The organism is Massilia sp. 01N417, from assembly GCF_056399645.1.
The window spans coordinates 204973-228602 of the sequence record NZ_JBFTRS010000005.1 but is presented as its reverse complement, the minus strand read 5'-3'; the positions used below and the strand labels follow the sequence as shown (position 1 = coordinate 228602).

The following is a 23630-nucleotide window of genomic DNA, read 5'->3' as shown; positions in this document are numbered from 1 at the left end:
TGATAAGAGTTACTGCATTTTTTCTTCGCGCCACAGGCCGATCGCCTGCTGCATCGGACGGTCCGAGAAGCTGAACAGGATGGTCTGTTCGCTGGCTTTCAATGTCAGCGTGTGCCAGGACGGCACCACGAACACATCGTTCGGGCCGAAGGTCCAGGTTTCGTCGCCTACCTGCGCGCTGCCCGCGCCTTCCAGGCAGACGTAGACGGTGGCGTCGGTGCTGCGGTAGGGCGCGGTCTCGAAGCCGGCCGGCAGCAGTTGGGCAAAGGCGCCGATGGTCGGCATCGGCGAGGCGCCGGTGGCCGGGTTCACGTAGCGCAGCTTGTGGCCGAAGTGGGCGTCCGGCGCGGTGCGCGCGATGCCTTCCAGCGCCTCCTTGGTCTGGACGAAGGGATAGACGAAGACCTTGGTCGGATCGGAAGCTTCCTGCTTCAGGTCCACCGGCAGCATGTTGTGGCCGTAGCGGGCCAGTGCATCGCCTTCCGGACGCGAAGCCTGCTGGGTGGCCTCGCTGCCATGCTCGGCGAAGCCGGCGTCGAAGAAGCGCAGGGTCGGGATGTCGAGCCCGTCCAGCCACACCACCGGCTCGCTGCCCAGGTTGCCGTGGTCGTGCCAGGTCCAGGACGGGGTGATGATGAAGTCGCCGCGGCGCATGGTGGTGCGCTCGCCGTCGACCGCCGTGTAGGCGCCCTCGCCGTCCAGCACCAGGCGCAGGGCCGACTGGGTGTGGCGGTGGGCAGGCGCCACCTCGCCCGGCATGATCAGCTGCAGGCCGGCGTACAGCGATTGCGTGATCGAGGAATTGCCGCGCATCGCCGGGTTCTCGAGGATCAGCACGCGGCGCTCGGCTTCTTCGGCGGTGATCAGGCGGCCGGCTTCCATGACCTGCTCGCGCACCTCGGCATAGCGCCACAGCGCCGGCGCCACCGGGGTCCTGGGCGACTTCGGCACCAGGGCGCCGAGCACTTCCCACAAGGGGGTCAGGTTATGGCCGCTGATGCGGCGGTAGAAGTCGGCGCGTTCCTGCTTCACGCCGGCGTTGGCTTGCATGTCCATGTGGTCTCCTCGGATTCAGGCTGCCTTCGCGTAGAACGCGTCGGCGTAGATGTGATCGGTGTCGATGCCGCGTTCGCGCGCCACCAGGGTCGCCGCGTCCACCATCGGCGGCGCGCCGCACAGGTAGGCGCGCCAGCCGGACAGCGAGGTCCAGTCGCGGGCCACGGCCTCGGTGACGATGCCGCTGCGCTGGCCGGCGCCGGCCTGGCCTTCCGTGACCACCACGTGCACCTTCAGGTTGCGATGGCGTTCGGCCAGGCCGAAAAGTGTCTCGGTGCAGTAGACGTCGCGGGCGCTGCGCACGCCGAAATACACGTGGATGTCGTTGCGCATGCCTGACTGGAGCGCCCCGCGCACGATGGCCAGTACCGGTGCCAGGCCGGTACCGCCGGCCACGCACAGCATCGGTCCCTCGTGTTTGGTGCGCAGGTAGGAGGTGCCGAGCGGACCGCTGACGCGGACGGCGTCGCCGAGCTTCAGCTCGCGGTCGACATAGCCGCTCACCAGGCCGTCCTTGACCAGGCGGATGTGGAATTCCAGTTCGCCGTCGTCCGGCAGGCCGGCCATCGAATAGGGACGCACGTGCTCGGGGGTGAACTGCAGGGTCGCGTACTGGCCCGGCGAGTACTCGAGCGGCTTGGCACTGCGCAGGCGCAGGCGGACGATGTCGTGGGTCAGGCGGTCCAGCGCCGTCACGGTCGCTTTCAGGACCTTGGCCGGATGCAGGATGATTTCGTCCGGCTCGGGAATCTCGATGCCGCAGTCGCCGTTCACGACGCTGGTGCAGGCCAGCACGGTCTGCCCCGCTTCGGCGCCGTCGATGCGGCCGTCGACCACCTTGCAGCGACAGGTACCGCAACGGCCGGCGGTGCAGCTATAGGAAATCGGTACACCGTTCTCGCGCAGTGCCGCCAGCAGGTTGGTTCCCGGGGCGACGTCGATCGTCTGGTCGAGCGGCTGGATGTGCAGCTTCATGCGGTCTCCAAAAACTTATATCTCGTTCTTGGGTTTGATTATAGGAATGCCAGTAAAATAAAAATACAAAATCCCATGAATGCGCAAAATAGATTTGGTGAATATCGCATGCTCAATCTCCATGATGTCGATCTCAACCTGCTGGTGGTGTTCCAGCAGCTCTACAAGGAAAGGCGGGTATCGGTGGTGGCCGAGAACCTCGGCCTGACGCAGCCTGCGGTCAGCAACGCGCTGAGCCGGCTGCGCAAGATGATGGGAGACGAGCTATTCCTGCGGACCGCGCGCGGCATGGAGCCGACGCCCTATGCGGTGCAGCTGGCCGAGCCGATCGATTTCGCCCTGACGACGATCCGCGACACCTTGGAGCGCCAGCTGGAATTCGATCCCATGGCCAGCGTGCGCAAGTTCACGATCGCGATGACGGACCTGGGCGAGATCCACTTCCTGCCGCGCCTGATGCGCAAGCTGGCCGAGATCGCGCCCGGCGTGACCATCAGCACGGTGCGCAATGCCGCCGTCAACCTGAGCGACGAACTGGAATCGGGCCGGGTCGACATCGCGATCGGCCTGCTGCCGCAGCTGAAGGCGGGCTTCTTCACCCGCCACCTGTTCCGCCAGCGCTACGTGTGCATCTTCAGGGAGGGGCATGCGCTGGACAAGGACGCGCTGACCCTGCAGGATTTCGAGGAAGCCCAGCACATCGTCGTGGTGGCCGGCGGGACCGGCCACGCGATCGTCGACGAAGTGATCGAGAAGCGCGGCGTGAAGCGCAACGTGCGCCTGAGCGTGCCGCACTTCGTCGCGCTGGGCCACATTTTGTCGAATACCGACCTGATCGCCACCGTGCCCGAGCGTTACGTCCGCGAGGGGATGGCGCCTTTCAAGCTACGCTACCTGCCGCATCCGGTGCCCTTCCCCAACTTCGACGTCAACCTGTTCTGGCATGCGAAGTATCACAAGGAACCGGGGAACCAGTGGCTGCGGGGGGTGATTGCGGAGCTGTCGGTGGACCAGGGGGTGGCGCCAGTCTAGGTTGACTGTGCGTGCTCAAGTTCGCCCGCCGAGTTCAACTACGTCTAATCTGCAGCGCTATTCGACAATTCTTCCCTGTGCTCATTTTCTCATTTTCGGTTTAAGCAAATCTTTACAAGTTGCCATGTCATGCCGCGAGGCCAGACACGCCGTGTATTCGTCTTTGGAAGGTATTTTTGCAGGAGTAAGTACCTGGTAATTTTTTGCGAGACACCAAACTGCGTCTTTTCCGGATTCGCGGCAGAGCCTATACTCTTCTGAGCATTGTTTCAGCTTGTTACGATTCGGATCACGAAAACAGGGAATCCATTCCGCGTCCGCAAGCTCACCGCTGTTCGCATTCAGTGTATTAAAGTTAGGAATTTGATCGCAGCTAAGTGCCGGAGCTGTGCAAGACAAAACTCCGGCAATTAGCATTAGATGTAAATTATAAAAAACCATTGCACCGCGTAATATTTCCATTACGGAACGCCGACAAAAGTATTAGCCCTACGCCCAGCAACCAAATCGTGGATGGAATCGGAACTGCATTTGGTTCGATACCTGGGTCTGCCAGCCGCGTTGAGGTTACATTCATATATCTGTTAGGATCGAACGCGGATGAAAATATCAAATCTGATAGATCGCCTCCCGTTGAGTATCCATTTTCGAAAGTAAACGTTACAAGTGCTGAACGTAGCTCATCGGCTGTAGCTCCGAAACCGTCGATGTTACTGAAGAGATCCATGTCTAAACCGAACGAAAACGAGTCGCCTGAGGTGAATGAGTCGTTGGCGAAATTCAATGTTAAAACCGAGCTACCATCGGTCAAACCAGTGGTAGAGATGTCGCCAGCAGTTACGCCGTTTAAGCTTCCAAAAGCGAACGGTGAACCAGCAACTCCAGGGTCAGCATTCGTTACATCGAAAAAAGCATTAGCAGGCCTCAAGTCTATTGTCAGTGAACTCAATCCAAGATCTGTCGCAGATCCCTTGGCAAAATTTACATGAAAAAAATCGCTGCTCTGAAACGGTGTAGCACCAATCATATCAACCGTTACCTCGGGGAACTGCGCAAAGAAGCGGTCCAATTGCAGCCCGTCTGGAGCAACGTCTCCTATCGTAGTCGGAATAGTGCGTAGGTTGCCCGGAGCCATGAGATATCGATCCGAGTCCAAAAGCAGAGAAGGGGTATGATAGATTCCCGCGTTATGACCAATTTCATGTGCAAAAGTATCGATCGCAGCATTGGATGCAGAAATAACTAAACCATCACCGTTCTGCACTCCTCGCCCCCTTAATAGGGGATTGTCAGAAATAGAGTTCACGAACCACACGTCGTAACCTAAATTTGATCGACCGTTTCCGCTGGGAGAGAAAATTAGCTTCTGAGCTTCCGCGTCTGTAGGATTTAATAATTTTGTACTGTTGATCTGGGTCACTGAACCATAAGAAAAAGTATATCCTGCTTGCGCCCATATTTTATCGGTAAAAGACTTGTTCAGGTTGACCGCCGCACAATTTTTCCCGTTGTCATCGCAAACCTGAATAATATTCAAATTGATCGGCGCAGCTAAGCATGAAGCAAACGACGTGGTTAGAGCAACCGTAACTAAGATACGTTTCATATAGCACCTCAGAAATTGGAATGCGTAAAAGAAACAGCACCAAGTGATCGCGCTTGTTACCAGCAAGCTAGAATAAGTCACTGGCCAAAAGAATGACCTGCGTTAATTTAGGTCTCCCTACGAGCACTGCTTCGCGATCAACCTATCTGTCCAATCGTTCACTGCTCACTAATTTGTCCGATAGGCCAGGAACATTTGACATGCAAGGCTCATGCCACTAAAGTGCGCCTCGTAGAATCAACAACTTAGAAGTTTGATCAACTGAGAATGTAAAAAAGATCGACTTAAAGTAATTCAATTAGTCTCGACGAACTAGATGCCGTCGTCATTCTCATGTACTACGAAGGATAAGATCGAGCCAAAGGGCAAATAGTTAAGCAGCAGAAAGCCGACGGCATTTCGGCGACCGACCTCAGCCAAAACTCTCATGCATATTAGAATTTAAACTTGCATGAAAGCAACTGCGAGAGAATGCCACTGCAGTAGCGAAAGAAGGCCAACTATCGCATGCCATAGCCGCTGCAGCACCGGCAACTAGACATCGTCAAGCTTGAACATACTGGTGGCTTCGAGGTCCAGCACCGTCTCCCGGTCGCTATTCCGCATCACCCACTGCCAGCGCAGGATCCCCAGCTCCGGCCGAGAAGCCGAGCGCCGCGCCTCGATCACGGTCACCTCCAGCATCAGCCGGTCGCCGGGCCGCACCGGATGCGGCCAGCGCAGATAGCTCAGCCCGGGCGAAGCGAAGGACTCGGAACCGGCCAGCAGTTCGCGCGACACCAGGCGCATCGCCAGGCCGCAGGTATGCCAGCCGCTGGCGATCAAGCCGCCGAAGGGGCCATGGGCCGCAGCCTCGGGGTCGGTATGGAACCACTGGTCGTCGAAGCTGGACGCGAAGTCCACGACCTCGCTGCTGTCCAGGGTGACGGGGCCGAGGACGAAGCGGCCGGCGGCGGCGAGTTCGGCGAATTTCACTTCGTCTCCCCGCCGAACAGCGGCGCGCGTTTTTCCTTGATGGCGGCCACGCCCTCGCGCGCGTCGGCGCCGGCGAAGCCCATGAATTCCGCCGCCAGCGAAGCCTCGAAGGCCGGCCAGGCCGCCTGCAGCCAGCCGTTCAAGGCGCGCTTGGTGCCGGCCAGGGCCGAGGCGCTGCCCGCCGCCAGCTTGCGCGCGATCGCGAGGGCTTCTTCGTCGACCAGTTCCGGCTCGGTCGCGCGGCTGACCAGGCCGATCCGCTCGGCTTCCTCGCCGCTCAGGGTCTCGCACAGCAGCAGGTAGTACTTGGCCTTCGCCAGGCCGCACAGCAGGGGCCAGATCAGCACCGCATGGTCGCCGGCGGCGACGCCCAGCTTGGTGTGCCCGTCGATCAGCTTGGCCTTGCGCGAGGCGACCGAGATATCGGCCAGCAGCGCCACCGCCAGCCCGGCGCCGACCGCCGCGCCGCCGATCGCCGAGACGATGGGCTTGCCGCATTCGATCATGCCGCGCACCAGCTCGCGCGCCTCCTGCATCACGCGCGCGCGCACCGCTTCCGATGCCAGCATCTCTTCCACCATCGCCAGCTCGCCGCCGGCGCAGAAGCCCTTGCCTTCGCTGCGCACCAGGATGGCCTTCACGGCCGGATCGGCGTCGAGCCCGGCCCAGATGGTGGCCAGGGCCGCGTGGCCGGTGGCGTCCACGACCGGCATCGCGCCTTCGGGGCCGAAGACGAGGTGGGCGACGCCGTCGGGGTCGAGCGTGACGCGGAAGTTGCGGGTGCCGGTGTCCCGGTTCATGCGGGGATCCTTTGGGTCCAGTAGCGCTGCCGCAGCAGGGGGCTCACCCGGTAGCGCTCGCTGCGATAGGCCTCGAACAGATGGTCGAGCAGGGTCACGACGTGATCGGCGCCAAGGCGCTCCAACCATTCGAAGGGTCCGGCCGGGTAGTTGGTGCCCAGCTTCATGGCCAGGTCGGCGGAGGCGGCGTCGCAGACGCCTTGCCAGACCGCGTCCGCGCCCTCGTTGACCAGCATGGCGATGGTGCGCGCCACCAGCAGGCCGGGCACGTCGCGCATGGCGATCGCCTGCCAGCCGCAGGCGCCCAGCACGCGGGCGACGTCGGCGCGCGCCGCCGGTCCGACGCCTGGGGCGAAGGCCAGCGCCAGCGCGCCCTCGCCTTCTCCCGGCATCCAGTCGATCACGCCGGTCTGCCGCTCGCCGCGCTCGGCCGCCACCCGGGCGGCGCTGCGGCCGTCGGTGAGGTGCATGGCGAGGCCGCCGATGCGCAGGCCGTTCCAGCCGCAGTCCGGCGTACGCGCGAAGGCGAGGCCGGCCCGGTCCAGCCGCGCCGCCAGGCTCTCCACCTGGCCGCCCCTGCCCGCCAGCGCCACCGACGGCGCCGGCTGCGCCGGGGCGGCGGTCTCGCGAGGCGCGTGCGGGGCATGATCCGGTACGCCATCGTAGAAGCCCTTGCCGGTCTTGCGTCCCAGCCGCCCGCCATCGACCAGCGCCTTCTGCACCAGCGAAGGCACATAGCGCCGGTCGCCGTAGTTGGCGTCGAATACCGACAGCGTCACCGCGTAATTGATGTCGTGGCCGATCAGATCCATCAGCTCGCAGGGCCCCATCCGGAAGCCGGCGCCGCGGGCCAGCAGGTCGATCTCGGCCGGCGTGGCCGCATGTTCCTGCAGCAGTGCCAGCGCCTCCGCATAGTAGGGACGCGCGATGCGGTTGACGATGAAGCCGGGCGTGGACTTCGCGTGCACCGGTATCTTGCCCCAGCGCCGGGCGGTCTCGAACACGGTGGCGGCCACGCCGGCGGCGGTTTCCGCGCCGGAGACGACTTCCACCAGTTTCATGGCCGGTACGGGATTGAAGAAATGCATGCCGACCAGGCGCGTGGGATGGCGCATGCCGTTGGCGAGCGCGGTGATCGACAGCGAAGAGGTGTTCGTGGCGAGGATGGCGTCCGGAGCGACCCGCTGCTCCAGCTCCCGCAACAGCGCCTGTTTCGCGCCCAGGTCTTCGGCAATCGCTTCGATCACCAGTACGGCGCCATCCAGTTCGGCGCTGGTGCTGACCGGCACGATGCGCGCCAGCAGCATCGTGCGTTCGGCTTCGGTCATGCGGCCCTTCGCCACCTGGCCAGCAAGGGAGGCGCCGATCCGCGCCACCGCCTCGGCCGCGGCGCCGGCGCGCAGGTCCAGCAGGCGCACCGGGTGGCCGGCGCTTGCCGCCACCTGGGCGATGCCGGCGCCCATGGTGCCGGCGCCGATCACGCCGACCGCGCCGCTTGCCGGCGTCGCCTCAATAGGTCTCGACATGGAAGCGCCCTTCGTTGACCATGCGCGCCTGCAGGCCCGGCCAATCCATGCCGGCCACCGTGCAGACCTCGCCCAGGGCTTCCAGCACCCCGGTCTCCATGCCCTTCAGGCCGCAGATGTAGAGATAGGTGTCGCCGGCCAGCAGGTCGGCCACCGCAGGGCCGGCGGCGCGGATCTTGTCCTGCACATAGGCTTTCGGCTGGTCCGGCAGGCGCGAGAAGGCCAGGTGCATGTCGATGAAGTCGGCCGGCAGTTTCAGCAGCGGGCCGAAATACGGCAGCTCGGCCGGATTGCGCGCGCCGAAGAACAGCATCAGCTTGCCGTCGTGCGGCTTGCCGGCCGCGACCATGCGGCGGCGGTGCTCGGTCATCGCCCGCATCGGCGCGGAGCCGGTGCCGGTGCAGATCATCAGCACGTTGGAGCCCGCATGGTTCGGCATCAGGTAGTTGACGCCGAAGGGACCGGCCACCTGCACCGTGGCGCCCTTCGGCAGGTCGCACAGGTAGTTGGAGGCGACGCCGCGCACCGGCTGCCCGGCATGGTCTTCGACCACCCGCTTCACCGTCAGCGCCAGGTTGTTGTAGCCGTCACGCTCGCCGCCGCGCGGGCTGGCTACCGAATACATGCGCATGTAGTGCGGCTTGCCGTTCTCGTCGAGGCCGGGCGGGATGATGCCGATCGACTGGCCCTCGAGGACGGGAAAAGCCTGGGTGCCGAAGTCGAGCACGATGTGGTGCACGTCGCTGGCCGCGTCCGGCGCCGTCAGCCGGTAGTTGCCGGCCACCGTGGCCTGTACCGGGTTCTTCGCCGTGTACAGGTGGGCATAGGGATGGGCGGCCGACCACGGCGGCATCGGCGACGACACCGACAGCGCCGCATTGGTCTGCACCGTGTCGCCCTCGGCTTCGATTGATGCGGCCACCTCCTCGAGCGCGGCCTCGGGATGCTCCTGCTGCGGCGGCAGCTCGTCCCAGCCGAACTGCTCGCTCAGCGGATAGACGGCGCCGCGCGGCACCATGTGCCAGTGGTCGATCGCGCCGGTCGGGCATGGCGAGACGCAGTTGCCGCAATGGTTGCAGATGTCGGCATCGACCACGTAGTTGCGGCTGTCGTGGGTGATGGCGTCGACCGGACAGGTCTCTTCGCAGGTATTGCAGCGAATGCAGACCTCGGGGTCGATCAGGTGCTGGCGCACCAGGAAGATCGGTTCTGGAGCATTCATGGCGGCGGCTTGGTTCACTTAGTTGAAACGCACGTACTCGAAGTCGATCGGCTGCTTGTTGATGCCGACCGGCGGCGGCGCGATCCAGTTGGCCATCTTGCCCGGCTCGATCACGCGGCCCATCAGCGAGGCCACATAGGCGCGGTCTTCCTCGCTCGGCAGCCAGTTGCGTTCGTTGGCGGCCCATTCCACTTCCGACAGCAGGCGCCCGTCCGGCGACACGCGATGGCCGGCAAAGCCGCCGATGTGGCGGTTGAAGGCCTTGTTCGGCGCGCTCAGGCGGAACGGCAGGCCGGCCTTCTCGATGATGCGGTTCCAGCGGCCGATGCCGGCGATCGAATCGCGGATGAAGTCGTCGCGCAGCACTTCGTTGAGGGAATTCAGCATCGGGACCTCGCGTTCCGCCAGCGCGCCGTTCGCCACTTCGAGGATGCGGTACTGCCGGTTCTTCAGCAGGTGGTCGTCGTCGCGCTTGGTCTCTTCGTAGCGGCCCTTCAGGCCCGAGCTGTAGAAGGTGGCTGCGTTCGAGGACTGGTCGGCGCCAAACAGGTCGACCGTCACGCTGAAGTGGAAGTTCAGGTAACGCTGGATGGTCTGCAGGTCGATCACGCCCAGTGCGCGCACCTGCTCCGGGTCTTCCACGCCGTGCTGGCGCATCAGGTCCACGGTGCGCTGGATCACGCGGGCGACGCCGGATTCACCGACGAACATGTGGTGGGCCTCTTCCGTCAGCATGAAGCGGCAGGTGCGCGACAGCGGATCGAAGCCGGATTCGGCCAGCGCGTTCAGCTGGAACTTGCCGTCGCGGTCGGTGAAGTAGGTGAACATGTAGAAGGCCAGCCAGTCCGGGGTCTCCTCGTTGAAGGCTTCGAGGATGCGCGGGTTGTCCTGGTCGCCGGAGTTGCGCTGCAGGAGGGCTTCGGCTTCCTCGCGGCCGTCGCGGCCGAAATACTTGTGCAGCAGGTAGACCATGGCCCACAGGTGGCGGCCCTCTTCCACGTTAATCTGGAACAGGTTGCGCATGTCGTACTGCGAGGGCGCGGTCAGGCCCAGGTGGCGCTGCTGCTCGACCGAGGCCGGCTCGGTGTCGCCCTGGGTGACGATGATGCGGCGCAGGTTGGCGCGGTGCTCGCCCGGCACGTCCTGCCAGGCGGCGCGGCCCTTCTCTTCGCCGAAGTTGATCTTGCGGTCGTTCTCGGCCTGGGCCAGGAAGATGCCCCAGCGGTAGTCCGGCATCTTGACGTGGCCGAAATGGGCCCAGCCGTCCGGCGTGGTGCTGACCGCGGTGCGCAGGTAGACGTCCATATTGGTCGAGCCGTCCGGGCCCATGTCGTTCCACCACTGCAGGTAGTTGGGTTGCCAGTGTTCGAGCGCGCGCTGCAGCGTCTTGTCTTCGGAGAGGTTGACGTTGTTCGGGATCTTGTCGTTGTAGTTAATCGAGCTCACGGTGGTTTCCTTGATAGTGTGGAGAACTGCGTCAGACGCGCTTGAAATCGAACTGGGCCTTGTTGCCCGTGCCGTAGACCTTGAGGGCGCCCAGCTCGCCGACGGCGTTGGGACGGATGAAGATCCAGTTCTGCCACGCGCTCAGGCGCCCGAACACGCGGGTCTCCATGGTCTCGCGGCCGTTGAAGCGCAGGTTGGCTTCCATGCCGGTCAGGGCATCCGGCGACATGCTGGCGCGCTCTTCCAGCGCCAGGCGGGTCTCGTCCGGCCAGTCGATATCGTCGGTGTCGAAGGTCACCAGGCCGAGTGCCGCGGCCTCGCCGGCATCCAGCAGGCGGCCGGCGGTGGCGCGCACGGCGTCGATGGCGGCCGCATCTTCATAGAAACGGCGGGCGACGCGCGATTGCGCCGTGACCATCGGCAGGCGGCCGAAATTCATCTCGCTGACGGCGATCTTCGGCGCGCGTTCGGGATCGTCGGGCAGCGCCAGCATGTAGATGCGGTCGGCCGCCAGCGCCAGCTCCAGCAGCGAGCCGGCAAAGCAGGAGCCTTCCTCGATGAAGGCGAACAGGGAACGCGAGGACACGTCCAGGCGGGCGAAGGTGCGGCGCATCAGGCCGACCGTCTCGCGCACCAGCCAGTGGCCGGCATGCGCGGCCAGGGTGGCGTCGATCGACAGCACCGTCCGGGCGTCGCCGGCGGTCTTGAGGATCCAGGTGCCGACCTCCAGTTCATTGGTGCGCAGGTGCAGGATGGCGTCGTCGAGTTCGCGCGCCATGCGCAGCGGCCACCAGTTGACACCCGCGGCCTCGATGCCGGCGGCATCCTGGGGCTGGGCGGCCTGGGGCGCGCGCACCGTCAAGGTGGCGTTGCGGGCCGCGCGGTCGATTTTGATGCTCACGTAGGCGTAGTCGATCGTGTCCGGGCCGGCCGTCTTCTCGAGCGGGACCAGCTTGACGCCGGTGGCCTGGGCCGGACGCAGGCTGCCCTCGGCCAGCGCCAGCGCGCGGCGGCGCACGGTGTCGGCGAACTGCGCCGGCTTGGCCACTTCGTCGACCAGCTTCCAGTCCTTGGCCTTCTGGCCGCGCACGCCTTCCGAGGTGGTGCAGAAGATGTCGGCCAGGTCGTGCCTCACCTTGCGCTTGTCGGTCAGGCGGGTCAGGCCGCCGGTACCGGGCAGCACGCCGAGCAGCGGCACTTCCGGCAGGCTCACCGAGGACGAGCGGTCGTCCACCAGGATGATCTCGTCGCAGGCCGCCGCCAGTTCGTAGCCCCCGCCCGCGCAGGCGCCGTTCACGGCCGCCACGAACTTCAGGCCGTCGTGGCGGCTGGAGTCTTCGAGGCCGTTGCGGGTCTCGTTGGTGAATTTGCAGAAGTTGACCTTCCAGGGGTGGCTCGATTTGCCGAGCATGAAGATGTTGGCGCCCGAGCAGAAGATGCGGTCGCGGCCGCTCGTCACCACCACCGTGCGCACCGTCGGGTGTTCGAAGCGGATCCGCTGCACCGCGTCGTGCAATTCGATGTCGACCCCGAGGTCATAGGAATTGAGCTTGAGTTTATAGCCTTCCTTCAGGCCGCCGTCCTCGTCGATGAGCATGGTCAGCGTGGCGATCTCGCCATCGACTGCCAGGCTCCAGTGCTTGTAGCGGTCCGGCGAGGTTGAGTAATCGATCTGCGGTGCGGTGCTCATGAGATGGGTCCCCTGGTGAAATATGGTGCATTCATCTTCCGTTGAAAGCACTATATTGCAGCTAGATTGAGGCGTCAAGAAAAAAACTGCATCCGGAAGCGCAAAAAAAAGCGCCGGCATCGTGCCGGCGCTCCTGTCGGGGAGAGAACCGCTCTACAGGGCCACGTTGTCGCGCAGCTGCTCCAGCAGCCCCACGTAGGCGGTCTCCAGGGTCATGTCGCTGGTGTCGAAGCTGAAGTCGGCCTTGGAATAGAAGGCGGCGCGGCTCTCGAGGATGCTTTTGAGGTCCTCCATGGCTTCGCGGTTGCCGCTCATCGGCCGGGTGTCGCCCTGGGCCAGCACGCGCGCCATGTGGTCCTTCGGCGCCGCCTGCACCCACACCGTATAGCAGTGCGACAGCAGCAGCTTGTAGGTGGCCGGATCGGACACGATGCCGCCCGGGGTGGCGATCACGGCGCGCGGGTGGCGCTGGATGATGTCTTCGAGGGCGCGGCGCTCGTAGCGGCGGTAGGCGCTGGGGCCGTACAGCGCATGGATCTCGGCGATGCCGCAGCCGGCCAGCACCTCGACTTCGCGCCCCAGTTCCACGAAGGGCACCATCCAGTAATCGGCCAGCATGCGGCCCAGGCTGGACTTGCCCGCCCCGCGCAGGCCGATCAGGGCGATCCGCTGGCGGCGCACCGTTTCGCTGGTGGGCGCATCGAACAGGCCGGCCAGCGCGGCGCGCGCCCTGGCCAGCTCCTCGTCGGAACGGCCACGCAGGATCTCGCGGATCATCAGCCATTCGGGCGAAGTGGCGGTCTCGTCGCCGATCATTTCGGCCAGCGTGCAATTGAGGACAGAGGTGATCTGGCGCAGGAACTGGATCGAGGCATTGCCGACGCCCGACTCGACGTTCGCCAGGTGGCGCTCGGAGACGTCGGCCAGCCGGGCCAGCGCCTTGCGCGTGAGGCCGCGGCGCGAACGCAGGGCGCGCACCCGCTCGCCGAGCGCGATCAGGAATGGGTCTTTTTCTTCTTGGGATAAACCGTCTGTGCTGAGCTGCGGTGCTGTCATTCTGAATTCCATCGAAAGTACTGCCCCTTCGGGACCATGCGCCATTATCTCACCACTGCATACGGCAAGACGGCACATGAAATATAACTCAAACAAGGCTTGACTCATGCAACATAATACACCTACACTCTTTTCGAACGCACTATAAATCCGATCTTTCCCGCATGATCAGCAACATCAGCTCAGGGGTCTTGAATGGACGTTTCCGCTTTCCAGCAATTGATCGCCCGGGTGACCGAGGAAATCGACGGTATCCCACTCGGTTCCGCACTCGAATCCCATCTCAACGCCCAGCACGGCGCCGGCAGCGAGCTCTATGAAAAGATCGTCGACGCCTGCATGACCGGCGTGCGCGAAGGCTGGCTGTGCAATCGCGAAGGCGGCGGCATCCGCTACGGCCGCGTGCTGAAGGCGACGCCGGCCACCCACGGTTTCAGCGTCGACGTGGTCGACATGCAGGACATCGCCGGTCCGCATCACCTGCATCCGCACGGCGAGATCGACCTGATCATGCCGCTTACCCCGGACGCCTGCTTCGACGGCCGCCCCGCCGGCTGGTGCGTGTACGAAGCCGGCAGCGCCCACGCACCGACGGTCACGCAGGGCCGCGCCCTGGTCCTCTACCTGCTGCCGCAGGGCGCGATCGAATTCACGCCCGCCACTGCCACTGCTTAAAAACACGATATGACGATCTTCCTGCACAACTACCTGGGCGGCGTACGCCAGGATGCGGCCGACGCCGTCCACCTGCTGCGCGATCCGGTCACCGGCGAAGCGCTGGCCGCTACCGGCGGCCGCGCCGAAGGACTCGAACAGGGCTTCGCCTTCGCCCGCGACAGCGGACGCGCGGCGCTGCAGGCGATGAGCTACGGCCAGCGCGCCGCCATGCTGGGTGAGGTGCTCAAGGTGCTGCAGGCGAACCGCGACGAGTATTATGCGATCGCCCAGGCCAATTCCGGCACCACCCAGGCCGATTCGGCGGTCGACATCGAAGGCGCGGCCTTCACCCTGAACTACTACGCCAAGCTGGGCGCCTCGCTGGGCGAAGCCCGCCTGCTGCTCGACGGCTCGGCCGCCGCCCTCGCCCGCGACGGCTCCTTCCAGTCCCAGCACATCCTCGCGCCCGTGCGCGGCCTGGCCCTGTTCATCAATGCTTTCAACTTCCCGGCCTGGGGCCTGTGGGAAAAGGCGGCGCCGGCCCTGCTGTCCGGCGTGCCGGTGGTGATCAAGCCGGCCACCGTCACCGCCTGGCTGACCCAGCGCATGGTGGCCGACGTGATCGAGGCCGGCGTGCTGCCGCCGGGCGCGCTGTCGATCGTGTGCGGCTCATCGAGCGGCCTGCTGGACGCCCTCGAGCCCTTCGACGTGCTGTCCTTCACGGGCTCCGCCGACACCGCCGCCAAAATCCGTTCCCACGCCGGCGTGGTGCGCCACTCGATACGCCTGAACATCGAGGCCGACAGCCTGAATTCCTCCATCCTGGCCGAGAGCGCCCAGCCAGGCTCGCCCGCGTTCGAACTCTACGTCAAGGAACTGGTGCGCGAGATGACGACCAAGAGCGGCCAGCGCTGCACCGCGATCCGCCGCGCCCTGGTGCCGGCCCGCCTGTTCGACGCCGTGGCCGAGGCGGTGGGCGCGCGCCTGGCCCAGGTCAGCGTCGGCAATCCGCGCCATCCCGAGGTGAGGATGGGTTCCCTGGTCAGCCGCGAGCAGTTCGACAGCGTCCAGGACGGCATCGCCACCCTGGCCGGCGAGGCGCGGGTGCTGCACGACGGCCGCAAGCAGGCCCTGGTCGACGCCGATCCGGCGGTGGCCGCCTGCGTGGCCCCGACCCTGCTCGGCCTGGCGGACGGCGATGCGGCGCGGCTGGTGCACGAACACGAAGTCTTCGGCCCGGTCTCGACCCTGCTGGGCTACCGCGATGCCGCGCATGCGCTGGCGCTCAGCCACCGCGGCCTGGGCTCGCTGGTGACTTCCGTATTCGGCGACGACGAATCCTGGCTGGCCGCCGCCGCCCCGCTGCTGGCGGCTTCCCACGGCCGGGTGCACCTGGTGACGCCGGACGTGGGCAAGAGCCAGACCGGCCACGGCAACGTGATGCCGGCCTCGATCCACGGCGGCCCCGGCCGCGCCGGCGGCGGCGAGGAACTGGGCGGCTTGCGCGGCCTGGCCTTCTACCACCGCCGCAGCGCCGTGCAGGGTTCGCCCGCGGCCCTGGCGCTCATGACGCGCGAGGCGGTCCAGCTTCGACTCGACTAGGCAGAGCACACATAAAAACGGGACGCGCGGACGGCGCGATCCCGGCAAAGGAGACATGATGAACCATCACAGCATCACCTTGCCGCAGCAGTTCAACTTCGCCAGCCACATCCTGGCCCTCAACGCGGAGCGCGCCGGCAAGACCGCCTTCATCGACGACCGCGGCAGCCTCAGTTATGGAGAACTCGACCGCCGCGTAAGGAGCTTCGCAGCGGCCCTGCTGGCGCGCGGCATCCAGCCGGAGCAGCGCGTGCTGCTGGTGATGCAGGACACGGTGGACCTGCCGGTGGCCCTGCTGGGCGCCATGTTCGCCGGCGTGATCCCGGTGCCGGTGAACACCCTGCTGCCGGCCGCCGACTACGCGTATATGATCGATCACAGCCGCGCCAAGGCCATCGTCGCCAGCGCGGCCCTGCTGCCCTGCGTGCGCGAAGGCCTCGCCGCGGCCCGCGGCAAGCCGGAGCTGATCGCCGCCGGCGAGGTCGTCGACGCCTCCCTGCCGCACATGGACGCCCTGCTCGACACCGCCCCGCTGGCGGCCGACGCCCACGCCGACACCTGCGCCGACGACTTCGCCTTCTGGCTGTACTCGTCCGGTTCGACCGGCCGCCCGAAAGGCGCGGTGCATTCGCACGCCAACCTGTTCTGGACCGCGGAGCTGTACGCCAAGCCCATCCTCGGCATCACCAGCGAGGACATCGTCTTTTCCGCCGCCAAGCTGTTCTTCGCCTATGGCCTCGGCAACGCCCTGACCTTCCCGCTCAGCGTCGGCGCCACCGTGGTGCTGATGGCGGAGCGCCCGACCCCGCAGGCCGTGTTCGCGCGCCTGACCCGCCACCGCGCGACCATCTTCGGCGGCGTGCCGACCCTTTACGTGGCGATGCTGGCCTCGGCCGAGCTGCCGCCGCGCGAGCAGGTGGCGCTGCGGGTCTGCGCCTCGGCCGGCGAAGCGCTGCCGCGCGAAGTCGGCCAGGCCTTCCGCGACCACTTCGGCTGCGACATCCTGGATGGCCTGGGCTCGACCGAGATGCTGCACATCTTCGTCTCGAACCGCGCCGGCGACGTCCGCTACGGCAGCTCCGGCTTCCCGGTGCCCGGCTACGAGGTCGAGCTGCGCGGCGACGACGAGCGCCCGGTGGCGCCGGGCGAGATCGGCGACCTCTACGTGCGCGGTCCCAGCGCCGCCCTGCTCTACTGGTCGAACCGCGAAAAGAGCCGCGCCACCTTCCAGGGCGAATGGCTGAAAAGCGGCGACAAGTACATCATGGACACCGACGGCCGCCTGGTGTATGCGGGCCGCAGCGACGACATGCTGAAGGTCAGCGGCCAGTACGTGTCGCCGATCGAGGTCGAGGCCGCGCTCACGGCCCACCCGGCGGTGCTCGAGTGCGCCGTGGTCGGCAAGCAGGATGCCGACGGCCTGACCAAGACCGCCGCCTACGTCGTGCTGGGCAAGGACCGCCAGCCCGACGAGCTGCTGGCCGACGAGCTGAAGGCCTTCGTCAAGGGCAGGCTGGCGCCGCACAAGTATCCGCGCGAGCTGGTGTTCGTGGCCGACCTGCCGAAAACGGCGACCGGCAAGATCCAGCGCTTCCGCCTGCGCAACGCGGTCTGAGGCAGCCATGTCCGCTTTCGCCAGGCTGGACCTGGACGGCATGCCGCTGAGCCTCGAATACCGGTGGGTCGGCGTGGCCGAATCGACGCACCCGACGGTCGTGTTCCTGCACGAGGGCCTGGGCTCGATCGCGCTGTGGAAGGATTTTCCCGAGCGCTTCTGCCATGCCGGCGGCCTGCGCGGCCTGGTCTACTCGCGCAATGGCTACGGCCGCTCGACGCCGCGCCCGCACGAGGAGCGCTGGCCGGTCGACTTCATGCACCGCCAGGCCTGGCGGGTGCTGCCCGCGCTGCTGGCCGGACTCGGCATCGAACGCCCATGGCTGATCGGCCACAGCGACGGCGGCTCGATCGCCCTGCTGCACGCGGCGCGCTTCCCGGTCAGCGGCCTGGTGGTGGCCGCGCCCCACATCATGGTCGAGGAGCTGTCGGTGGCATCCATCGCCGAGGCCCGCACCGCCTACCTGCAGGGCGGCCTGCGCGAGCGCCTGGCGCGCTACCACGACGACATCGACTCGGCCTTCTGGGGCTGGAACGACATCTGGCTGGACCCGGCCTTCCGCGCCTGGGACATCCGCGAACACCTGGCTGCCATCGACGCGCCCATCCTTGCGGTCCAGGGCGAGGACGACGAATACGGCACGCTGGAACAGATCCACGGCATCGCGAGACTGGCGCCGCAGACGCGCCTGCTCGTGCTGCCGGATTGCGGTCACTCGCCTCATCGTGACCAACCCGGGAAGCTCATCGACGAAGCCACCCGGTTCATGATCGGCACCGCCTGATCGCCCCATAACAACGAGGAGACACTTCATGCACCTTCCAGCCACTCTGCGCACCACCGCCGCCGCGGTCGCCCTGTTCGCCGCCGGTCTTGCCGGCGCCCAGAACAATGCCCCGATCAAGGTCGGCTTCATGCTGCCGGCCACCGGCACCTACGCCAATCTCGGCACCATGATCGAGAACGGATTCAAGCTGCACGTCGCCGAACAGGGCGGCAAGCTGGGAGGCCGCGAAGTCCAGTACTTCAAGGTCGACGACGAGTCGGATCCGGCCAAGGCCAGCGACAACGTCAACAAGCTGATCAAGCGCGACAAGGTCGACGTGCTGGTCGGCACCGTGCACTCGGGCGTGGCGGCGACGATGGCCAAGGCGGCCAAGGAAAGCAAGACCATCCTGATCGTGCCGAACGCCGGCGCCGACGTGATCACCGGGCCGATGTGCGGTCCGAACATCTTCCGCACCTCCTTCAGCAACTGGCAGCCGGCTTTCGCGATGGGCAAGGTGGCGGCCGAGCGCGGGCACAAGAAGGTCGTCACCGTCACCTGGAACTACGCGGCCGGCCAGGAATCCGTGAAGGGCTTCACCGAAGCCTTCGAAAAAGGCGGCGGCAAGGTGACCGGCAACCTGACCCTGCCCTTCCCGAACGTCGAGTTCCAGGCCCTGCTGACCCAGATCGCCGCCGACAAGCCGGACGCCGTCTATGTGTTCTTCGCCGGCGGCGGCGCCGTGAAATTCGTGAAGGACTACGTGGCCGCGGGCCTGAACAAGACCATTCCGCTGTACGGCGCCGGCTTCCTGACCGACGGCACCCTCGAAGCCCAGGGCGCCGCCGCCCAGGGCCTGTACACCACCCTGCACTATGCGGACAAGCTGAACACGCCGCGCGACAACGCCTTCCGCGCCGCCTTCAGCAAGGCCTATAACCTCGACGCCGACGTCTACGCTGTGCAGGGCTACGACGCCGCCCAGCTGCTGGCGACGGGCCTGAAGAGCGTCGGCGGCGACATCGACGGCAAGCGCGATGCCCTGCTGAAGGCCATGCACACCGCCACGATCGACAGCCCGCGCGGCAAGTTCACGCTGTCGGCGGCCAACAACCCGGTCCAGGACATCTACCTGCGCCAGGTGGTCGGCGGCGACAACGTGGTCAAGGGCGTGGCCATCAAGGCCTTGGCCGATCCGGCGCGCGGCTGCCGTCCGTTCTGATGGATTTCCCGACCTTCCTGGTCCAGTGCCTGAACGCGATCCAGTACGGCTTGCTGCTGTTCCTGGTCGCGAGCGGGCTGACCCTGATCTTCGGCATCATGGGCGTGATCAATCTCGCCCATGGCAGCTTCTACATGATCGGGGCCTACCTGGCCTACCTGCTGGCGCCGATGTTCGGCGACCATTTCATCACCATGCTGGTGGCGGGCATGCTGATGGCGGCCGTCTTCGGCTTCGTGCTCGAATGGGTCTTCTTCAGCTTCCTGTACGGGCGCGACCACCTGCAGCAGGTGCTGATGACCTATGCGCTCATCCTCGTGTTCGAAGAGCTGCGCAGCATCCTGGTCGGCAACGAGGTGCACGGGGTGCAGGCGCCATCCTGGCTGGCCGGCGGCATCTCGCTGGGCGGCATGATGACGTATCCGGCCTATAACCTGTTCGCCTCGGCGGCCTGCCTGGTGGTCGCCTTCGCGCTGTACTGGGTGGTCAACCGCACGCGCCTGGGCATGATGGTGCGCGCCGGCGCCAGCAACCGCGACATGACCCGCGGCCTGGGCATCAATATCCGCCTGCTGTACCGCGCGGTGTTCGCCGGCGGCGTGGCGCTGGCGGCCCTGGCCGGCATGATCGCCGCGCCCGCCGCCTCGGTCTACCCGGGCATGGGCGGCGGCGTGCTGATCATGTGCTTCGTGGTGGTGGTCATCGGCGGCATCGGCTCGATTTCCGGCGCCCTGCTGGCGGCGCTGCTGGTCGGCTTCGTCGACACCTTCGGCAAGGTCTTCTTCGCGCAACTGTCGGGCATCGGCGTCTACGTGCTGATGGCGGTCATCCTGGTCTGGCGCCCCCAGGGCTTGAGAAACAAAGGATTTTGAGATGCATTCTTCCGTCCCCCTCGCCGCAGCAACCGGCGTCCCGCGTGGACGCTGGGGCGGCGACTGGCTGGCACCGGCCGCGGTCGCCGTCGTCCTGGCCTTCGCGCCGCTGGTGCTCGAGACCTATTACCAGGAACTGGTGATGAAGATCGTCATCTACGCGATCTTCGCCCTCAGCCTCGAACTGCTGGCCGGGACCACCGGCCTGGTCAGCCTCGGCCACGCGGCCTTCTTCGGCATCGGCGCCTACGCCACCGCGCTGGCCGCGCCCCAGTACGAGGCCGGCTCGCCGCTGCTGCTGCTCGGGCTGTCGATGCTGGCGGCGGGCGCGTATGCGCTGCTGGTCGGCGCGCTCAGCCTGCGCACGCGCGAAGTGTATTTCATCATGGTGACCCTGGCCTTCGCCCAGATGGCCTACTTCGTGTTCCACGACACCCCGATCGGCGGCGGCAGCGACGGCATGTACCTGATGATGCGCCCGGTGCTGAAGGTGGGCGACACCGTGCTGGCCGACTTCGAGCAGCCGCTCCACCTCTACTTCGCCGCCCTCGGCCTGCTGGTGCTGTGCTACGCCTTGCTGGCGCTGGTGCTGCGCTCGCGCTTCGGCCATGCGCTGGCGGGCATCCGCATCAACGAGCAGCGCATGCGCGCGGCCGGCTTCCAGACCTACCGCTACAAGCTGGCCGCCTTCGTGCTGGCGGGCGCACTGGCCGGCATGGCGGGTTTCCTCTACGTTTCGAAGAATGGCGTGGTCAACCCGGAACTGCTGTCCTGGCATGAATCCGGCGCGGTGCTGATGATGATCATCCTCGGCGGCCTGGGCTCGCTGCGCGGAGCCGTGATCGGCGCGGCGGCCTTCGTGCTGCTCAAGGAATTCTATTCGTCGGAAGCGCTGCTCGGCCCGGCCATCGCCGGACGCTGGCAGCTGACGCTGGGCCTGACCATGATCGCCTTCGTCGCCCTGCTGCCGAAGGGCCTGATCGGCATCGGCCGGCGCTTTTCCTTCAAGCGGAGCCGCCCATGAATGACCAGCCACCCCTGATGCAGGCCAGCGGCCTGACGCGCCGCTTCGGCGGCCTGGTCGCCGTCGACGGCGTCTCGATCGACCTGCACCGCGGCCAGGTACACGCGGTGATCGGCACCAACGGCGCCGGCAAGTCGACCCTGATCAACCTGCTGTCCGGCGAAATCCCGCTGTCCTCCGGCCAGATCCGCCTGGACGGCAAGGACATCACCGGACTGTCGCAGCCGCGCCGCGCGCGCTCGGGCGTGGGCCGCAGCTACCAGCGCACCACGATCTTCCCGGCCCTGTCGGTGCTGGAGAACTGCCGGCTCGCGGCCCAGGCTGCGCACCAGAAGCCCTGGCGCCTGTGGCAGGGCGCCCAATCCTGCCGCGCCAGCCTCGAGGCGGCGCGCGCCGCGCTGGATGCCACCGGCCTGGCCGACGCCCTCCACCTGAACGCCGGCAGCATGAGCCATGGGAAGAAGCGCCAGCTCGAAATCGCCATGTGCCTGGCCACCGCGCCCCAGGTGCTGCTGCTCGACGAGCCGCTGGCCGGCATGGGCGCCGAGGAGAGCGAACGCATGCTGGCCATGCTGGAGGGCCTGCGCCCCGGCCACGCCATCCTGCTGGTCGAGCACGACATGGATGCCGTGTTCCGCGTGGCCGACCGCATCACGGTGATGGTCAACGGCGCCGTGATCGCCAGCGGCACGCCCGCCGACGTGCGCTCCAGCCCCGAGGTGCAGCGGGCCTACCTGGGCGACGCCCATGCCTGAACCATCCACGCCCCCGACGACACGAGGTTTACCTTGCTCCAGATTCGCGCACTGAACACCTATTATGGCGACAGCCACATCCTGCAGGGGGTCGATCTCGAGATCGCGCCGGGCACCGCGGTCGGCCTGCTCGGCCGCAACGGCATGGGCAAGACCACACTGATCCGCTCGCTGATGGGCTATGTGCCGGCGGCTTCCGGCACGGTGAGCTGGGGCGGGCGCGAAGTCACCGGCCATGCGCCCGAGCGCATGGCGCGGCTCGGCATCGGCTACGTGCCCGAAGGGCGCGGCATCTTCCCCAACCTGTCGGTGCGCGAGAACCTGGTGATGACGGCGCGCCGCGGCCCGGGCGGGCGCAATGACTGGACCTACGAGCGCGTGCTGGACACCTTCCCGCGCCTGGCCGAACGCCTCGGCCACGGCGGCCACCAGCTGTCCGGCGGCGAGCAGCAGATGCTGTCGATCGGCCGCGCGCTGATGACGAATCCGGACCTGATGATCCTAGACGAGGCGACCGAGGGCCTGGCCCCGCTGATCGTGGCCGAGATCTGGCGCGTGATCGCGGAGATCGGCAAGACCGGCATCGCCACCTTGATCGTCGACCGCAACTACCATGCGGTGCTGTCGCATACCGATTCCGCGGTGGTGCTGGAAAAGGGCCAGGTGGTGGCGCGCGGCAGTTCGGCCGGGCTGCTGGCGGCACCGGAGACGCTGGCGCGCTACCTCGGGGTGTGACCCCGGCGGGATGGCGCAAGGCTTGTCCGCAAGGCCGGCGGTATGCGACACTGAAGCATGAAAGTCGATCTGAACCTGTTGCGCCTGCTGCTCGCGGTGCACGACACCGGCAGCGTCACCGCCGCCGCCGCCCAGCTGAACCTGAGCCAGCCGACCGCCAGCGCCGCCCTTGCCCGCCTGCGCCATTCCTTCGGCGATCCGCTGTTCATCCGCCATGGCGGCATCATGATGCCGACCCCGCGCGCCTCCAGCCTGATCGGCAAGACGCGCGAGATGCTCGACCTGGTCGACTCCGAAATCCTGCGCAGCCCCGAATTCGATCCGGCCCAGGCCACCGACGAACTGGTGTTCTGCCTGAGCGCGATCGGCGAAACCGTGTTTCTGCCCAAGCTCTTCCACTACCTGAAGCAGGCGGCGCCGAGGGCGCGCATCCGCTCCCTGACCCTGCCGCCGGGCCGGCTCGAGGAAGCGCTGCTGTCCGGCGATGTGGACCTGATACTCGGCTACTACCCCGACATCAAGGAAAGCGCGATCTACCAGCAGCGCCTGTTCTCGCACGACCTGGCCTGCATGGTAAGGGCGGGCCACCCGATCGCGGGCCCGCGTATGACGCTGGAGGAATTCACCCAGGCCGAGCACGCCTTTGTGAAGGACGGCAGCCGCAGCCAGGAAATGTTCGAGGCGGAGCTGGGTGCGCGCCGCATCGAACGCAAGATTGTGCTGCGTACCTCGCACTACATGAGCATCCATGCGATCATCGCCGGCTCGGATCTGGTCGTGGTGCTGCCGCGGCCGGTGGCCAACGCCTTCGCCCGCCAGCAGGACGTCAGGATCCTGATGCCGCCGGTGGAGATCCCGAAGTACGACCTCAAGATGTACTGGCACCAGCGCTACCACAAGGACCCGAAGACCACCTGGCTGCGCGGCGTCGTCACCCAGCTGTTCAACGACGAGGCGGACGGCGGAGCGCGGGCCGCCTGAACGGCCGCGCGCCCCGC

General features: G+C 66.1%; 21 protein-coding genes. 11 read left to right on the top strand and 10 right to left on the bottom strand.

Annotated elements, in window-relative coordinates:
• Window positions 1-9 precede the first annotated feature (9 nt).
• Window positions 10-1056, bottom strand: a complete 1047-nt coding sequence (gene gtdA / locus AC1DOQ_RS07930; RefSeq protein WP_477361921.1) for a gentisate 1,2-dioxygenase — start codon at window positions 1054-1056, stop codon at window positions 10-12.
• A 15-nt stretch (window positions 1057-1071) separates the two neighbouring features.
• Entirely contained in the window at window positions 1072-2031 is a 960-nt protein-coding gene (locus AC1DOQ_RS07925; RefSeq protein WP_477361919.1) for a 2Fe-2S iron-sulfur cluster-binding protein, read from the bottom strand.
• A gap of 108 nt (window positions 2032-2139) precedes the next feature.
• On the opposite strand from AC1DOQ_RS07925, the gene AC1DOQ_RS07920 reads away from it, so the two are divergent.
• Window positions 2140-3063, top strand: coding sequence for a LysR family transcriptional regulator (locus tag AC1DOQ_RS07920; protein WP_477361917.1), 924 nt, complete (start codon window positions 2140-2142; stop codon window positions 3061-3063).
• Between the two features lie 427 nt (window positions 3064-3490).
• Here the strand turns inward: AC1DOQ_RS07920 and AC1DOQ_RS07915 are convergent, their stop codons facing one another.
• The 8 genes from AC1DOQ_RS07915 to AC1DOQ_RS07880 all read right to left on the bottom strand — a co-directional run bounded on the left by AC1DOQ_RS07915 (window position 3491) and on the right by AC1DOQ_RS07880 (window position 13384).
• Window positions 3491-4669 carry a hypothetical protein gene (locus tag AC1DOQ_RS07915; protein ID WP_477361915.1) on the bottom strand — a complete coding sequence of 393 codons (1179 nt, stop codon included), beginning with the start codon at window positions 4667-4669 and terminating at the stop codon, window positions 3491-3493.
• 534 nt (window positions 4670-5203) lie between these two features.
• Entirely contained in the window at window positions 5204-5644 is a 441-nt protein-coding gene (locus AC1DOQ_RS07910; RefSeq protein ID WP_477361913.1) for a MaoC family dehydratase, read from the bottom strand.
• Window positions 5641-6444, bottom strand: a complete 804-nt coding sequence (locus AC1DOQ_RS07905; protein WP_477361911.1) for an enoyl-CoA hydratase/isomerase family protein — start codon at window positions 6442-6444, stop codon at window positions 5641-5643. Before AC1DOQ_RS07905 ends, AC1DOQ_RS07910 begins: the two co-directional genes overlap by 4 nt.
• On the bottom strand, window positions 6441-7970 hold the full coding sequence (locus AC1DOQ_RS07900) for a 3-hydroxyacyl-CoA dehydrogenase (RefSeq protein WP_477361909.1): 1530 nt from the start codon (window positions 7968-7970) through the stop codon (window positions 6441-6443). The genes AC1DOQ_RS07905 and AC1DOQ_RS07900 overlap by 4 nt, the downstream gene beginning before the upstream one ends.
• Window positions 7954-9192 (bottom strand): benzoyl-CoA 2,3-epoxidase subunit BoxA, encoded by a 1239-nt coding sequence (gene boxA / locus AC1DOQ_RS07895; RefSeq protein WP_477361907.1) that lies wholly within the window; start codon window positions 9190-9192, stop codon window positions 7954-7956. The genes AC1DOQ_RS07900 and boxA overlap by 17 nt, the downstream gene beginning before the upstream one ends.
• An 18-nt stretch (window positions 9193-9210) precedes the next feature.
• A complete protein-coding gene (gene boxB / locus AC1DOQ_RS07890) occupies window positions 9211-10638 on the bottom strand; it encodes a benzoyl-CoA 2,3-epoxidase subunit BoxB (RefSeq protein WP_477361905.1) in 1428 nt (475 codons plus the stop codon).
• A 31-nt stretch (window positions 10639-10669) separates the two neighbouring features.
• Window positions 10670-12328: a 2,3-epoxybenzoyl-CoA dihydrolase gene (gene boxC / locus AC1DOQ_RS07885; RefSeq protein WP_477361903.1), complete on the bottom strand. Its 1659-nt coding sequence runs from the start codon at window positions 12326-12328 to the stop codon at window positions 10670-10672.
• 153 nt (window positions 12329-12481) lie between these two features.
• Window positions 12482-13384: a helix-turn-helix transcriptional regulator gene (locus AC1DOQ_RS07880; RefSeq protein ID WP_477361901.1), complete on the bottom strand. Its 903-nt coding sequence runs from the start codon at window positions 13382-13384 to the stop codon at window positions 12482-12484.
• Between the two features lie 195 nt (window positions 13385-13579).
• On the opposite strand from AC1DOQ_RS07880, the gene AC1DOQ_RS07875 reads away from it, so the two are divergent.
• Genes AC1DOQ_RS07875 through AC1DOQ_RS07830 form a run of 10 tightly spaced genes read left to right on the top strand, consistent with a single transcriptional unit; the run spans window position 13580 to window position 23613 of the window.
• Entirely contained in the window at window positions 13580-14059 is a 480-nt protein-coding gene (locus tag AC1DOQ_RS07875) for a DUF4863 family protein (RefSeq protein ID WP_477361899.1), read from the top strand.
• A 9-nt stretch (window positions 14060-14068) separates the two neighbouring features.
• Window positions 14069-15643 (top strand): 3,4-dehydroadipyl-CoA semialdehyde dehydrogenase, encoded by a 1575-nt coding sequence (locus tag AC1DOQ_RS07870; RefSeq protein WP_477361897.1) that lies wholly within the window; start codon window positions 14069-14071, stop codon window positions 15641-15643.
• A gap of 58 nt (window positions 15644-15701) precedes the next feature.
• Entirely contained in the window at window positions 15702-17258 is a 1557-nt protein-coding gene (locus AC1DOQ_RS07865; protein WP_477361895.1) for a benzoate-CoA ligase family protein, read from the top strand.
• Between the two features lie 7 nt (window positions 17259-17265).
• A complete protein-coding gene (locus tag AC1DOQ_RS07860; protein ID WP_477361893.1) occupies window positions 17266-18042 on the top strand; it encodes an alpha/beta fold hydrolase in 777 nt (258 codons plus the stop codon).
• A gap of 28 nt (window positions 18043-18070) precedes the next feature.
• Window positions 18071-19246 carry an ABC transporter substrate-binding protein gene (locus tag AC1DOQ_RS07855; protein ID WP_477361891.1) on the top strand — a complete coding sequence of 392 codons (1176 nt, stop codon included), beginning with the start codon at window positions 18071-18073 and terminating at the stop codon, window positions 19244-19246.
• Window positions 19246-20118: a branched-chain amino acid ABC transporter permease gene (locus AC1DOQ_RS07850; RefSeq protein WP_477361889.1), complete on the top strand. Its 873-nt coding sequence runs from the start codon at window positions 19246-19248 to the stop codon at window positions 20116-20118. The genes AC1DOQ_RS07855 and AC1DOQ_RS07850 overlap by 1 nt, the downstream gene beginning before the upstream one ends.
• A gap of 1 nt (window position 20119) precedes the next feature.
• Window positions 20120-21142, top strand: coding sequence for a branched-chain amino acid ABC transporter permease (locus AC1DOQ_RS07845; RefSeq protein ID WP_477361887.1), 1023 nt, complete (start codon window positions 20120-20122; stop codon window positions 21140-21142).
• Window positions 21139-21897 carry an ABC transporter ATP-binding protein gene (locus AC1DOQ_RS07840; RefSeq protein ID WP_477361885.1) on the top strand — a complete coding sequence of 253 codons (759 nt, stop codon included), beginning with the start codon at window positions 21139-21141 and terminating at the stop codon, window positions 21895-21897. The genes AC1DOQ_RS07845 and AC1DOQ_RS07840 overlap by 4 nt, the downstream gene beginning before the upstream one ends.
• 33 nt (window positions 21898-21930) lie before the next feature.
• Complete coding sequence (locus AC1DOQ_RS07835; protein WP_477361883.1) at window positions 21931-22632, top strand: ABC transporter ATP-binding protein; 702 nt, start codon at window positions 21931-21933, stop codon at window positions 22630-22632.
• 57 nt (window positions 22633-22689) lie between these two features.
• Complete coding sequence (locus AC1DOQ_RS07830) at window positions 22690-23613, top strand: LysR family transcriptional regulator (RefSeq protein WP_477361881.1); 924 nt, start codon at window positions 22690-22692, stop codon at window positions 23611-23613.
• Window positions 23614-23630 lie beyond the last annotated feature (17 nt).